General features: G+C 65.8%; 10 protein-coding genes. All 10 read right to left on the minus strand.

Features of this window, described 5'->3' with window-relative positions:
• Nucleotides 1-48 precede the first annotated feature (48 nt).
• Nucleotides 49-1,482 carry a heavy metal sensor histidine kinase gene (locus tag FPB55_RS04025; protein ID WP_144187573.1) on the minus strand — a complete coding sequence of 478 codons (1,434 nt, stop codon included), beginning with the start codon at nt 1,480-1,482 and terminating at the stop codon, nt 49-51.
• Complete coding sequence (locus tag FPB55_RS04030; protein ID WP_054890587.1) at nt 1,457-2,131, minus strand: heavy metal response regulator transcription factor; 675 nt, start codon at nt 2,129-2,131, stop codon at nt 1,457-1,459. Before FPB55_RS04030 ends, FPB55_RS04025 begins: the two co-directional genes overlap by 26 nt.
• Before the next feature lie 9 nt (nt 2,132-2,140).
• Nucleotides 2,141-5,233, minus strand: coding sequence for a multidrug efflux RND transporter permease subunit (locus FPB55_RS04035; RefSeq protein WP_144187575.1), 3,093 nt, complete (start codon nt 5,231-5,233; stop codon nt 2,141-2,143).
• Complete coding sequence (locus tag FPB55_RS04040) at nt 5,230-6,393, minus strand: efflux RND transporter periplasmic adaptor subunit (protein ID WP_070085856.1); 1,164 nt, start codon at nt 6,391-6,393, stop codon at nt 5,230-5,232. The genes FPB55_RS04035 and FPB55_RS04040 overlap by 4 nt, the downstream gene beginning before the upstream one ends.
• Before the next feature lie 165 nt (nt 6,394-6,558).
• On the minus strand, nt 6,559-7,293 hold the full coding sequence (locus FPB55_RS04045; protein WP_054890585.1) for a YkgJ family cysteine cluster protein: 735 nt from the start codon (nt 7,291-7,293) through the stop codon (nt 6,559-6,561).
• Nucleotides 7,290-7,601: a hypothetical protein gene (locus tag FPB55_RS04050; RefSeq protein WP_009685180.1), complete on the minus strand. Its 312-nt coding sequence runs from the start codon at nt 7,599-7,601 to the stop codon at nt 7,290-7,292. Before FPB55_RS04050 ends, FPB55_RS04045 begins: the two co-directional genes overlap by 4 nt.
• Before the next feature lie 87 nt (nt 7,602-7,688).
• The gene (locus tag FPB55_RS04055) at nt 7,689-8,588 is read right to left on the minus strand and encodes a chemotaxis protein (protein ID WP_009685181.1); all 900 of its coding nucleotides are present in this window, start codon (nt 8,586-8,588) and stop codon (nt 7,689-7,691) included.
• A gap of 517 nt (nt 8,589-9,105) precedes the next feature.
• Entirely contained in the window at nt 9,106-10,290 is a 1,185-nt protein-coding gene (locus FPB55_RS04060) for an HlyD family type I secretion periplasmic adaptor subunit (RefSeq protein WP_054890297.1), read from the minus strand.
• Complete coding sequence (locus FPB55_RS04065; protein ID WP_054890296.1) at nt 10,287-12,455, minus strand: type I secretion system permease/ATPase; 2,169 nt, start codon at nt 12,453-12,455, stop codon at nt 10,287-10,289. The genes FPB55_RS04060 and FPB55_RS04065 overlap by 4 nt, the downstream gene beginning before the upstream one ends.
• Nucleotides 12,452-13,888, minus strand: coding sequence for a TolC family outer membrane protein (locus FPB55_RS04070; RefSeq protein WP_047149712.1), 1,437 nt, complete (start codon nt 13,886-13,888; stop codon nt 12,452-12,454). Before FPB55_RS04070 ends, FPB55_RS04065 begins: the two co-directional genes overlap by 4 nt.
• Between the last annotated feature and the right edge of the window lie 50 nt (nt 13,889-13,938).

Below are 13,938 nucleotides of genomic sequence, written 5' to 3' on the forward strand. Positions count from 1 at the left end.
CCTTGTGTCGCGATGGGCTGCATGGCAGCCCCGGCAATTGCCGCCCTGTCACTGAGCCAGGGGCTGCTTCGCACCCCATCGCGACACAAGGCCGCTCCTACAGGTCGGGAGCTGGATACCGAATGTATTCGCCCCGGCTTCACTGCGCACGAACACGTCCCCGCCATGCATCAGCGCAATTGCCTTGACGATGGCCAGGCCCAAGCCATGGTTCCCGCCCCCGCTGTTGCTGCGCGCCGCATCCACCCGGTAGAAACGCTCGAACAGCAGCGGCAGGTGCTCGTCGGCAATCGCAGGCCCCGGGTTGCTCACGGCAATGCTGACCTGCTGCGGCCCGGGGACGATCCTTACCTGGATCACCTGGTGCGGCGCCGTATGCTGCACGGCATTGTTCAGCAGGTTGATCAACGCCCGGCGCAATTGGGCTTTTTCGATGGGAACCTGGGCATCGCCACTGACGCTGACGCTGACTTGCGCGTCTTCGAGAATGTAGTCAAGGTAGTCGAGTGTGGTCGCCACCTCTTCGGCCAGCGATGCCTGGGTCAGGGCAGTGGCTTTGCTGCCCTGGTCGGCACTGGCCAGGAACAGCATGTCGTTGATGATGCTGCGCAGGCGCTCCAGCTCTTCCAGGTTCGATTGCAGCACTTCGAAGTAGTGCTCGGCGCTGCGCCCGCGGGTCAGCGCCACCTGGGTCTGGCCGATCAGGTTGGTCAGCGGCGAACGCAGCTCGTGGGCAACGTCGGCATTGAACGCCTCCAGCCGTGAGTAGGCCTGGCTGACCCGGTCGAGCGCGGCGTTGAAGGCACTGGCGAACTGCGCTAGCTCAGGGGCCAGGGCCTGGGTTTGCAGGCGCCCGTCCAGGCGTGGCGGGGCCAGTGCCTGGGCCTCCCTGGAAAGCGCCAGCAAAGGGCGCAAGCCGATGCGCGCGACCCAGTAGCCCAGCACCGAGGCCAGCAGCACGCCAAGCACTGCCAGCCCGATGATCGCCAGCAGCAGGCTGTGCTGGGCCTGCCAGAAGGTTTCGGTGTCGATGCCGATCATGAATCGCAGTGGCGGGCGCTGGCCTAGCGCCGGCAGCTCGCTGACCAGCACTTTGTACGGGTAGGGGTGGTCCGGCAGGCGCAGGTCGCGCATGCCCGGCGCGCCCTCGGCGAACTGGCGCACCAGCGCGCTGGGCTGGCCATATTCATAGCCGGGGTCGCTACCGACCACCCAGAAACGGATGCGCTTGTCTTCCTCGCTCAGCAGGTTCAGCTTGTTGATGATCTTGGCCCAGTGCTCGGGCGTGCCGTAGCGGTTGAGTGTGGATTCGAGCACGCTGAAGCGCGCCTCCAGCTCGGCTTGCGGCAGCAGGTCGAGGCTGCGGTCGACCTGGCGATACAGGGCCGAGCCGATCAGCAGGAACACGGCCAAGGCCACCAGGATGAACAACGCCGACAAACGCAGCGCAATGGAGTTACCCCGCACGGTTTTCCAGGACATAACCCATGCCTCGAATGGTGTGCAGCAGTTTCTGGTCGAACGGCCCGTCGAGCTTGGCCCGCAGGCGTTTGATCGCGACCTCGACCACGTTGGCGTCGCTGTCGAAATTGATGTCCCAGACCAGTTCGGCAATTGCCGTCTTCGACAGGATTTCCCCCTGCCGGCGGGCCAGCACGCTGAGCAGCGAGAACTCTTTGGCGGTCAGGTCCAGGCGCTGGCCGGCCCGCGTGGCCTTGCGTGCCATCAGGTCGATCCACAGGTCGGCCACCTGAACCTGCAGGGGCTCATGGCTGCTGCTGCGGCGGGTCAAAGCCTGCAGCCGGGCCACCAGTTCCAGAAACGAAAATGGCTTGCCCAGGTAGTCATCGGCGCCTTCGCGCAGGCCACGAATACGGTCTTCGACCCGCTCACGGGCGGTCAGCATGATCACCGGGGTCTGCTTGCGCGCGCGCAGGGCGCGGAGCACGCCGTAGCCGTCCAGCCCGGGCAGCATCACATCCAGCACAATGACGGCATAGTCGCCCTCCAGTGCAAGGTGCAGGCCATCGATGCCATCGCGCGCCAGGTCCACACTGAAGCCTTGCTCGGTGAGACCGCGATGCAGGTAGTCGGCGGTTTTTTCTTCGTCTTCGATGATCAGCACACGCATGGTCTTGTCCTAGCTGGCACTTGGCGCTGCCGCGCGGGCAGCCTGACGGCGATGGAACAGGCGCTCCAGGGCCAAGTATATGACCGGGGTGGTGAACAGCGTCAGCGCCTGGCTCACCAGCAGGCCGCCGACCACGGCAATGCCCAGTGGCTGGCGCAATTCCGCGCCGGTGCCAAAGCCGAACATCAGCGGTACCGCGCCGAGCAGCGCGGCCAGGGTGGTCATGATGATCGGCCGGAACCGCGTCAAGCAGGCCTGATGAATCGCCTGTTCCGGTGAAAGGCCCTGCTGGCGCTGAGCTTGCAGGGCAAAGTCGATCAGCAGGATGCCGTTTTTCTTGACGATGCCGATCAGCAGCACGATGCCGATCAGCCCCATGATGCTGAAGTCCTGGCCCATGGCCCACAGCAGGATCAACGCGCCAAGGCCCGCCGAGGGCAGGGTGGAGATGATCGTCAGTGGGTGGACAAAACTTTCGTACAACACGCCGAGAATGATGTACACCGCCACCAGTGCCGCCAGGATCAGCCAAGGCTGGCTCGCCAGCGAGCTTTGGAAGGCCTGCGCTGCGCCCTGGAAGTTGCCGCTGATCGAATCGGGCATGCCCAGCTCGCGCTGGGTGCGTTCAAGGATGCTCACCGCATCGCCAAGGGCCACGCCCGGGGCCAGGTTGAACGACAGGTTGGCGGCCGGGAACAGGCCGTCGTGGCTGATCGACAGCGGCCCGGTGCTGGGCGGCGCCACATGGGCCACGGCCGCCAGGGGCACCATTTCATTGCTCAGGGGCGAACGCAGGTAGAAGTAGTTGAGGCTCTCGGCTTTACCACGCTGGCGCGCATCCAGTTCCAGAATGACCTTGTACTGGTTGGTGTCGGTCTGGAACTCGCTGATCTGGCGCTGGCCGAAGGCGTCGTACAGTGCCTGGTCGACGTCTGTAGTGGTCAGGCCGAAACGGGCGGCGGCCTGGCGGTCGATGTCGATGCGCGTGACGCTGGCCCCCAGTTGCAGGTCATTGGACAGGTCGCGCAGCGCCGGGTTGTTGCGCAGCCGCTCGGTCAGGCGCTGGGTCCACAGGTTGAGCGCCTCGGCGTCGTTGCTCTTGAGCACATACTGGTACTGGGTGCGTGAAGGGCCGGAGCTGAGGTTGATGTCCTGGCCGGCGCGCATGTACAGCACGATCCCCGGCACCTGGGCCAGCTTGGGGCGCAGGCGGTCGATCAGTCCGCTGGCCGAGACATCCCGCTCGCCACGGGGCTTGAGGGCAATCCAGAAACGGCCGTTGGCGATGGTCTGGTTGCTGCCGGTAACGCCCACCGAATGCGAGAACGCGCGCACCGCCGGGTCGGCACCGATGATTTTCGCCAGCGCCTGATGTTTCTCGATCATCGACGGGTACGACACATCCGCGGCCGCCTCGCTGGTGCCAAGGATGAAGCCGGTGTCCTGCAGCGGGAAAAAGCCCTTGGGGATGGCCACGTAGCCCACGACCGCCAGCGCCAGGGTCACTGCGAACACGCCCAGCGTCACGCGCTGGTGGGCGAGGGCACGGTTCAGGCCCCGCTCGTACCAGTTGACCAGGCGTTCGCCGAAACCGCCCTGGTGCCCGCCAGGTGGGCGGTGCATGAACAGCGCACACAAGGTCGGCGCAAGGGTCAGCGACACCACCACTGAAATCAGGATGGTGGATGTGGCGGTCAGGGCGAATTCCTTGAACAGCCGGCCAACCACCCCGCCCATGAACAGCAGTGGGATGAACGCTGCGATCAGCGACAGGCTGATCGAGACCACGGTGAAGCCGATTTCCCCTGCACCCTTGAGCGCTGCGGTACGGCTGTCGTCGCCGGCTTCCAGGTGGCGGTGGATGTTCTCCACCACCACGATGGCATCGTCCACCACGAAACCCACGGAAATGACGATGGCCACCAAGGTCAGGTTGTTCAGGCTGAAGCCCAGCACGTACATCAGTGCGCAACTGGCGATCAGCGATACACCGAGTACGCTGGATACCACCAGCGTCGCCGACCACTGGCGCAGGAACAGCGCCATCACCCCGATGACCAGCGCCACGGCGATCATCAAGGTCAGTTCCACCTCATGCAGCGAGGCGCGGATGGTTTGCGTGCGGTCCTGCAGCACCGACACCTCGACCGAGGCCGGTAGCATTTCCTGCAGCTTGGGCAGCGCGGCCATGACCCGGTCCACGGTGTCGACGATATTGGCGCCGGGCTGGCGGAAGATCACCAGGTTCAGCCCCGGCTGGTCGCCGGACCAGGCCTTGACGTAGGCGTTTTCCGCGCCGCTGACGACCGTGGCCACGTCTCGCAGGTACACCGGGCTACCGTTGCGGTATGAGACGATCAGTTGCGCGTAGTCCTCGGGGTGGAACAGCTGGTCGTTGGCGGCCAGGGTCGACACGCTGTGTTCGCCGTACAGGGCGCCCTTGGCCAGGTTCAGGCTGGTTTGCGCAATGGCCTGGCGCAGGTCGGCCAGGGTCAGGCCGATGGCGGCGAGTTTTTCCGGCTGCGCCTGCACGCGGATCGCCGGGCGCAGTTGCCCGGTGATGTTGATCAAGCCGACCCCTTCGATCTGGCTCAACTGCCGAGCCAGCAAGGTTTCAGCGTAGTCGCTGAGGTCGTTGCCGGGCATCTGGCTGGAGCTGACTGTCATCACCAGCACCGGGCTGTCGGCCGGGTTTACCTTGCGCCAGGTGGGCGGGTTGGGCAGGTCTTGCGGCAGGCGCGCAGTAGCGGTGTTGATCGCCGCCTGCACTTCCTGCGCGGCCGTGTCGATGTTCTTGTCGAGGGTGAACTGCAGCACCAGGGTGGTCGAGCCCAGCGCGCTGCTGCTGGTCATCTGGGTCATGCCGGGGATGGCACTGAATTGCACCTCCAGCGGTGTTGCCACCGACGAGGCCATGGTTTCCGGGCTGGCGCCGGGCAGTTGCGCGGTCACCTGAATGGTGGGGAAATCGGCCTCGGGCAAGGGGGCGACCGGCAGCCGTGGGAAGGCGATGGCGCCCAACAGCACCAGGGCGAAGGTCAGCAACAAGGTGGCGATGGGGTGGTCGATGCACCAGGCCGAAACACCGTTGCGCGTGTTCATGGCTGGCTCCGCTGGTCTGCCATGGCCGGCGCTGTAGGCGCATCGGGGCTGACCTCTACCCGTGAACCGGGCTTGAGCCGCGACTGGCCATCGAGCACCAGGCGCTCACCCGGCTTGACACCGGCAATGACGTTCAGCTCGCTGTCCTGGTACAGCACCTTGACCGGCACGCTGGTGACCTTGTCGCCGTCCAGGCGGTAGACGAAGTGCCCGTCCACCCCACGTTGCACCACCGGCGGCGGGACCACCAGGGCGTTTTCTTGCACGGCGGTGCGCAGGCGGACGGTGACCAGTTGCCCCGGCCACAGGCGGCCGTCCTTGTTGTCGAATTCGGCTTTGACCCGCACGGTGCCGGTGGTGGCGGAAACCTGGTTGTCGATCAGCGCCAGGTGGCCTTCGCCAAGCAGGCTGCGTTCGCCGTCAGCGTCCATGTACGCCTGCACCAGCGCAGGTGCCGGTGCCGTGAGCAGGCGTTGCAGGGTTGGCAGCATTTGCTGGGGCAGGGCGAACTCGACGGCGATCGGGTCGATCTGCGTCACGCTGAACAAGCCTTGCGTGTCGCTGGTGCGTACCAGGTTGCCCGGGTCGACGTTGCGAATGCCCACCCGGCCAGTCACCGGCGAGCGGATCCGGGTATACGACAACTGCACCTGGGCGTTGGCGATGGCTGCCTGGTTGCCTTTGACGGTGGCCTGCAACTGGTTGACCAGTGCCTGTTGCTGGTCGAGCTGTTGCCTGGACACGCCGTTATCGCGGCTGAGCAGGCGGTAGCGCCGCAAGTCCACTGCCGCCACCTGGATCTGCGCCTGGCTTTGGCCGAGCAGGGCGCGCGCCTGGTCGAGCTGGGCCTGTATGGCGCGGTCGTCGAGGGTGGCGAGCAAGTCGCCCTGCTTGACCCACTGGCCTTCCTTGACCAGAACCTGGGTCAGTACCCCCTCGACCTGCGGGCGCACCTCGACGCTGTGCAGCGACAGCACCGAACCGATGGCGCTGGCGTAGCGGGGTACGTCCCGTTGGACGACGGTTACCACCCGCACCGGGATGGCCGTTTGCGAGCGGGCGGCGGGGGCAGGCTGGCGCTGGGTGTACCAAGTTCCCGCTGCTACCAGGATGAGCAGTACCAAGGCGGCAAGCAAGGCAGAGCGGAACGGACGTCGCATTGGTGCGGGCACCTTGGCCAATGGGGAGGGTGGTCAGTCATTCCATCTTATAGCCGCCGAACCGGGTCGGCAGCGTGACCGCTGGCTGACAACCGTGTCAGTTTCAGATAACCGGCTGCCCGGTCTGCTCCCTCGCGGGTGAACCCGCGCCCACCACCTGCAGGGCTAGAAACCGATAAAGGCGTAATACACCGGGGGCTCGTTGGTGGTGTGCAAACCATGCCCCTGCAAGCCCGCCGCCAGCGTCTCATCCTCCACATGCAAGGTCCACTGTGTACCGTCATCATCCGGCACCTGCGCCAGCGCCCCGGCAAACGCGCCCATGTCCGGCAGGTAGGCGGTAAACCCGTTGCCCTTGAGCGCACTGGTGGTCATGCCCAGTGCCTGGCACACCGCCACCTTGGCGCCAATGTCGTCACGGTCGGCCTGGCGCGAAGCCTGCACCAATGCCTCCAGCCCGGCATCCACCAGTTGCGTGCCGTGAAGCAGCGCAGGCCCCTGCTGCCAGGCTTCTGGCGGGCAGTCCTTGGCCTCTGGGCGCAGGGGGAGGTGCGGGTTGATTTCCACCGGGTAGATGCGGCACACCAACGGCCGTTGCTCATAGATGCTGCAGCGGTCGTTGTCGTCCAGGTTGCGGCAGCGGCCGGGGTTGAACGCGGCAAAGGTCACCGACACCCGCGCCTGGCCATTGCCGCAGGCTACCGGGTACGACCGGCGCAGCACATGCTCACGTTGCTCCACCGGCATGCCCGGGCCATCGGTGACGAAGGCTTCGATCAGCACAACCACCTGACCGCCGTCATGTGCCCAGCGGCCTGCCTCGGCCAGGGTCAGGGGGACATGGTGGCCGCTGCAGCACTTGCCGCATCCGGTGCAGCCAAAACGCAAGGTGGCGGTCACTTGGCTTGCGGGCTCCATTCGCTGACGAAGGCACGCTGCTGTTGGCGGTCGTACAGGCACAGCTCGGTGCCAGTGCGCTGCTGCATGTGCTTCTGCGGGTAGACACCTTCGACCAGCAAGGCACTCATGCCTACCTGGTCATCGAATTCGGCGGGCTTGCCGCGGGCGTGGGCGTCCTTGAACTGGCTGGCCGCCAGGCAGGCTTTGAGCATCTGCTGGCGCTGCGTGTTCCAGGCCTGGCTGCTGGAAGCCTGGGCGATACCGCTGAAAAGGGCGCAGCCGATCAGGATGGAGCTGAGATACTTCATGGCGGGTTCCGGCAAATTTTTTGCGAGGGCCCGAATTATGCCCGACTTGCCCCCGGCAGCAAGCCGGGGAGTTTGTCGCTGAATATATCAGTGCTCGGCGAACACCACGGCACGTGCTGCCACCACCAGACAATCGGTCAGCTCCGGTGAGGAAAACTTGGTGAGGATGGCATTCGCCCCGGCCTGGGTTGCCTTCTCGCTGCTCATGGCGCTGTCCAGCGAGGTGTGCAGCAGCACGTACAGGTGCTGGAAGTCGGGGGTTTCACGCAGGGTTCGGGTGAAGGCGTAGCCATCCATCTCGCTCATTTCGATATCGGAGACGACCACGTTGATCTCCTGTGCAGTGCCTTGCAGTTCCAGCAGCACATTGATCGCGTCCTTGGCGCTGCGCGCGGTGTGGCATTCGATGCCCAGGTTGCGCAGGGTGTGCACCGACTGCTGCAGGGCCACCTGGCTGTCGTCCACCACCAGGATATTGGTGGCGGCCAGCAGGCTGGCGTCTTCTGCGCTTACTGAGCCGCGCGCTGGCTCTGGCGCAGGCGGGGCAATGCCGTGGATGACCTTCTCGATATCCAGCACCTGCACCAAGGTGTTGTCGACGCGGGTAACACCGGTGATGAACGAGCGGTTGCCCGAGGCATAGGGCGGCGGTTTGATGTCGGTGCTCAGGCAATGCACGATGCGGCTTACGGCCTGCACGTGCAGGCCCTGGCGCGAACGGCTGATCTCGGTGACGATCAGGCAACCGCCTTGCGGGTCCTCCAGCGGCTGCTCGCCGATGGCACGGGACAGGTCGATGACCGACAACGAATGGCCACGCAAGGTGGCTACGCCTTTCACGTGGGGGTGCGACTCGGGCAGCTTGGTCAGCGGCGGGCAGGGGATGATCTCGCTGACCTTGAGCAGGTTGATTGCCATCAGCTTGCCGCTGCGCAGGGTGAACAGCAGCAGCGACAAGGAGTCCGCGCGGGCTTTTTGCGTGGCCATGGTGACCTTCGGTGGGAAACAGGGGGGATAACCGGTTATCGGCCTGGTCGGGCCGGGCTTTAGGTCTGTATTGCCTGTTCTGGCCTAATCGCCGGCAAGCCGGCCCACAGGGATCGCCTTAGGGCTGACAGGTGTTTGCCACAAGGTATGGCAGCGCCTGTTAGAGCGAGCGCCGCCCGCGCGGCGCAATCGCGAGCTGCGCTCGCTCCTACGTTTGTTTCGGGCCAATTATTCCTGTGGGATTTGCGCGCGAACGCCTTGGTGCATGCCTCAATATCGCGCCGTACAAACAAGGCGGCCGCGCGCGCCCGTCACAGGCGTTACTGGCCCGAAACAAACGTAGGAGCGAGCGCAGCTCGCGATTGCGCCGCGCGGGCGGCGCTCGATCTCACAGGCGCTGAAGATGCTCCGGCTACCCTTGCCAGAAACCATAGAATCTCCCACAGGGATCACATCTGAGCTGACAGGTGTTTGCCAAAAGATATGCAGCGCCTGTGGGAGCCGGCTTGCCGGCCAGTTACCGCTCGCGCAGGGCCTCCTTGGCCCGGTTCAGCGGTTTGATCAGGTAATCGAGGATGGTTTTTTCGCCAGTGCGGATATCCACCGTGGCAATCATCCCCGGGACAATCGCGAAGTGCTTGCCGGCCTTGTTCTTCAGGCTGTCCTGCTCGGTACGGATGAACACGCGGTAGTAGTAGATTTCCGGTTTCACCTCGTCTTGCAAGGTATCCGGCGAAATACCCACCACCTTGCCATCCAGCCCGCCATACACCGAATAGTCATAGGCACTGATCTTGACCTTGGCCGCCTGGTCCGGGTGGATGAAGGCAATGTCGCGCGGGGCGATGCGGGTTTCGATCAGCAGGCGCTCGTCCATCGGCACGATTTTCATCACCTGGCCACCGGGCTGTACCACGCCGCCCAGGGTGTTCACCTCGATGTCCTTGACGATGCCGCGCACCGGCGAACGCAGGGTCAGGCGGGTGAGCGAGTCGCTGCGCCCGCGGATTACCTCTGACAGGCTGTCGGCCTCGGCGCTGGCCTTGGCCAGCTCTTCCCGGGCGCGCACCAGGTAGTCGGACCGGGCCTCGTTGGCTTTGAGTTCAAGCTCCGAACGCTGGCGGTTCAGGCGGATGACCTCGACCCGGCTGGAGGCGCCCATTTTCGCCAGGTTTTCGGTGATCTTCAGCTCGCTGCGCACCAGCCGCAGCGAATCCTCGATGCCTGCCAGGGTCTGCTCCAGGCCACGGCGGCGGGTCTGGTACAGCGCCGTTTCCGCTTCGATCAGCTCGGGCGAGTCGCGCAGGCTGGCCGGGAAGGCCAGCGGCTTGCCGGTCACCTCGGCTTGCAGCCGGGCCTGGCTGGCCTTGGCGGCGCGGTACTTGGCCTCGCTTTCGCCCACGCTGGAGGCGGTCTTGGTCGGGTCAAGCTGGGCCAGCACCTGGCCGCGCTCGACCAGGTCGCCTTCGGCCACGTTCATCTGCGCGACGATGCCCCCTTCGAACGACTGGATCACCTGCTCCCGGGAGCTAGGGATGACCTTGCCGGTACCGGTGGAAACCTCGGTCACCTCGAACCAGGCGGCCCAGGCCAGGAACGCGGCCAGCATCAGTGCGCTGAGGGTGATGAGGCGCCCGGCGCGGAATACGGCCTGGTCGTCCTGCCCGTCCAGGTAGGACGCCGGGAGTTCGTGGTTGCTCATGCCTGCGCTCCTTGCAGTTTGGCCAATGCGGCATCGCGGGTGTCATCGATGACGATGCGCCCACCGTCGAGCACCACAATGCGCTCGACCCGTTGCAGCACGCTCAGGCGGTGGGTAGCGATCACCAGCGTGCGGCCCTGGCAGAAGCGCTCCAGGTTATCCAGCAGTTTGCGCTCGGTCATGTCGTCCAGCGATGCCGTAGGTTCATCCAGCAGCAGCACCTGTGGCTGGCGCACCAACAGGCGCGACAGCACCAGTGCCTGGCGCTGGCCGCCAGACAGGCCCAGGCCGCCTTCGAGGATCAGGTGGTCCATGCCCTTGGGCAGGCGGCGGACAAAGTCCAGCGCCCCGGTGGCAGCCAGCGCGGCCACCAGTTCCTGGTCGCTGGCCTGGCCGGCACCGAGGGTCAGGTTTTCCCGCAGGGTGCCGTGGAACAGCCGCGCGTACTGCGGCAGCAAGCCTACGTCGCGGCGCAGGTCGGCAGGGTCGAGGTGGGCCAGGGCGATGCCGTCCAGGCTGACCTCGCCCTGTACCAGGTCCATGGCCCCGCCCAACGCCTGCAGCAGGGTGGACTTGCCCGCGCCGTTGCGGCCGAGCACTGCAATGCGTTCGCCCGGCTGAATATCCAGTTGGCCAATGTTGAGCACCGGCGGGGATTCTTCGCTGTAGCGGAAGTTGGCCTGGCGCAGGCGGTATTCACCGCGGATTGCCGGCAGGTGCACGCGCGCTTCGCCTTCGGGGTGGTCGACCGCCGACTGCATCAGCTTGTCCAGGCCTTGCAGGGCGACCTTGGCCTGCTGCCAGCGGGTCAGCACATGGGTCAGCTGGGCCAGCGGCGCCATCATCCGCGACGACAGCATCGACGCCGCCACCAGGCTACCGGTGGTGAGGTCGCCGGCGATCACCATCGGTGCACCGACCACGATGACCACGGCAAACACGGCACCTTGCACGTTCTGGGTCCAGGTCACCAGGCCGTTGGTGAGCGTGCGCAGGCGCAGGTTGGTGTGCGCACAGGCTGCGTTGTACTGGTTCCACTGGCGCTCGAAGCGTGCTTCGGCCTGCAGCGCCTTGATTTCGTCCAGGCCCTGGATGCTTTCCACCAGCATGGCGTTACGCAGCGCCGACTCGCGCATCGAGGCGTTGGCCAGCCGCGCCAGGCGCCGCTGCGCCAGCAAGCCGGGCAGCAGCATGGCCAGCAGCGCCACCAGCGGAATGAACACCAGCACGCCGCCGATCAGCCAGAACACGAACAAGAACAGCAGGAAGAACGGCAGGTCGGCCAACGCCGTGGCAGTACTGGAGGTGATCAAATCGCGGATCGACTCCAGCTCGCGCAGTTGCGAAATGAACGAGCCGGTGGACTTCGGCCGCACCGAGTTGCGCAGGCGCAAGGCATGGCCATAGACCAGGTCACTCACCCGCAGGTCGGCGCGCTTGCCGAGCAGGTCGGTGACCTTCAGGCGCAGCAGGCGCATGCTGAAGTCGAACACCAGCGCCAGCACCACGCCGCCGAACAGCACGTACAAGGTGGGTAGCGATTCTGCAGGGATCACACGGTCGTAGACCTGCATCGAAAACAGCACCCCGGCCAGCGCCAGCACGTTGGCCACCAGCGAGGCGACCATCACCTGCCCATAGGGGCGCAGGTCGCGCAGCACGATACGGGCGAACCAGTGGCGGTCGTAGGGGGCAGTGTAGTCATCGGTGCGCACATCGCGCAGTGGTCGCGCCGGGCGCAACAGCGCAACCCGGGTGATGCGGCCCTTGAGCGTGTCGCGGGGCAGGCGTGTGGTCAGGCCCTGGTCACCGGCGAACACCACCGCCAGGTCATCTTCTTCGGTGACTGCCTCGACCACGGCCAACTGGCCATCGTCCAGCTCCAGTACCAGCGGTGTACGCCATTGCCGGAGGCCCTTGGCATCGAAGCGCACGAAGCGCAGTGCCAGGCCGGCCTGGCGGGCCATGTGGCGAAGAATTTCGTCCAGCGGCCGGGCATCCTCCACCGCCGCCAGGCGAATACGCTGGGGCGACACGTCCAGGCGGTAGTGGTGCGCCACCTGCAGCATCACCTCCAGCCACGGCCCCAGGTCTGGCCGGTGCGGCGCGTCCGGCGCTGCTGCCGCTGGCTGGGTGGGCAGGGTTACATTGATCGAATCGCTCATGGCTGGATCTCCACACCTTGCAGGTTGCGCCCCTCAAGGCCAAAGGCCGTGCGCAGCGCGCCGGTGTTGTACAGGCAGTCGACATCCAGGCGCAGCAGATCGGAGCGGGTGCCGGCAAGTTCGAACCGTGACTGGTAGATCTCCTGCTCGGCGTTGAGCAGGTCGAGCAGGGGCCGTGTGCCCAGGTCCAGATACTGGCGGCCATAGAGCATGCGAGCCTCCTGGATGCTGACCTGGCGCGCTTCCAGCGAACTCAGCCGGCGGCCCAGCCCGGAGGTTTGTGCCTGAGCCTCGGCCAGGCCACGCCGTGCCTGCAGGCGCGCGGCATCTTCGGCGGAGTCGGCGGCGCTCAAGGCGTGGCTGGCAGCGCGGCTGCGGGCGCTGATCGCACCGCCTTGGTAGATCGGTACCTCGACGTTGAGGTAGATGCCCGCCTGGGTGCGGTCCATGCGTGAGTTATCGCGGTTGTAGTCGTTGTCCAGGTAATGGTTGACCTGGGGCTGCAGCGACACGGTCGGGTAGGCCTCGGCCTTGGCCTGGGCCAGCTCTGCCTGGCCTTGCGCACGCTGGGCCAGGGCCATCAGCACGGCCGGCAGGCGATCATCGCCTTGCGCAGGCCGCTTACAGGCCTGGTTCAACGCCGCAGGCGACTGCTCGGCCAGGGCCGGCGGGGTCACGCGGCCCATCAGCGCGGCCAGGGTGGAGCGCCAGCGCTCGTATTGCGACTGATATTCCTCCAGGGTGGCGCGGGCGCTTTCCACGCGGGATTCGGCCTGTACCACGTCGGAGCGGGTGCTGGCGCCCATGTCGCTGCGCTGGCGAGCCATCCCGGCAATGTCGCCCACGCCGCGGATCTGCTCGCGGGCAATGGCCATCAACTGTTCGTAGCGGCGGGTTTCGATCCAGGCATAGGCAGTGTCACGGGCCAGGTCGTCCACCACCAGCAGGATATTGGCCTGGGCCCGCGCGGCGGCGGCCTGCGCCGCGTTGACGGCGCTGTCGACCTTGCCGAAATCGTAGAGCATCTGCTTGAGCGACAGGTTGAGGGCCTGGCTGTTGCGATCGCCCCCGTAGCCGGTGTCATAACCGGTGCGGATACCGCCGGAAATCTGCGGGTAGTAACCCGCGCGGGCGACGTTGATGCCTTCGCCCTGTTTGTACAGGTTGCCGATCGCTTCTGCGATGCTGGGGTGCCATTGCGCGGCCTGCAACACCGCCTCGGTCAGGCCCAGGCGCTCGCCACTGGCGACCGGGGCCATGCCGGTCGGTGGCCGCGCAGGCACCGCCGCGGGCGCATCGCGTAGCAGCGATGGCCCGATGTGGCGCAGGTGGGGGTCTATATCATCGGCTGCCTGGGCAACCGGTTGGAGATTCAGGGCCAGGAGCCCGCAGGCTCCAAGCAACAACGGTGACAGCGGACTGCTTCGCTTCACATAGTTCCCTTACTGCTGGTCGTCCATGCCGCCGGGCGTTTGCCCGGCGG

Origin of the sequence: Pseudomonas sp. BJP69, from assembly GCF_007633355.1 — a bacterium.
GTDB classification, from domain to species: Bacteria; Pseudomonadota; Gammaproteobacteria; order Pseudomonadales; family Pseudomonadaceae; genus Aquipseudomonas; species Aquipseudomonas juntendi.

Excerpts from the sequence above, each read along its gene's own strand:
- FPB55_RS04025 (WP_144187573.1), bottom strand. The coding sequence starts at position 1,482 with ATGTCCTGGAAAACCGTGCGGGGTAACTCCATTGCGCTGCGTTTGTCG.
- FPB55_RS04030 (WP_054890587.1), bottom strand. The coding sequence starts at position 2,131 with ATGCGTGTGCTGATCATCGAAGACGAAGAAAAAACCGCCGACTACCTG.
- FPB55_RS04035 (WP_144187575.1), bottom strand. The coding sequence starts at position 5,233 with ATGAACACGCGCAACGGTGTTTCGGCCTGGTGCATCGACCACCCCATC.
- FPB55_RS04040 (WP_070085856.1), bottom strand. The coding sequence starts at position 6,393 with ATGCGACGTCCGTTCCGCTCTGCCTTGCTTGCCGCCTTGGTACTGCTC.
- FPB55_RS04050 (WP_009685180.1), bottom strand. The coding sequence starts at position 7,601 with ATGAAGTATCTCAGCTCCATCCTGATCGGCTGCGCCCTTTTCAGCGGT.
- FPB55_RS04055 (WP_009685181.1), bottom strand. The coding sequence starts at position 8,588 with ATGGCCACGCAAAAAGCCCGCGCGGACTCCTTGTCGCTGCTGCTGTTC.
- FPB55_RS04060 (WP_054890297.1), bottom strand. The coding sequence starts at position 10,290 with ATGAGCAACCACGAACTCCCGGCGTCCTACCTGGACGGGCAGGACGAC.
- FPB55_RS04065 (WP_054890296.1), bottom strand. The coding sequence starts at position 12,455 with ATGAGCGATTCGATCAATGTAACCCTGCCCACCCAGCCAGCGGCAGCA.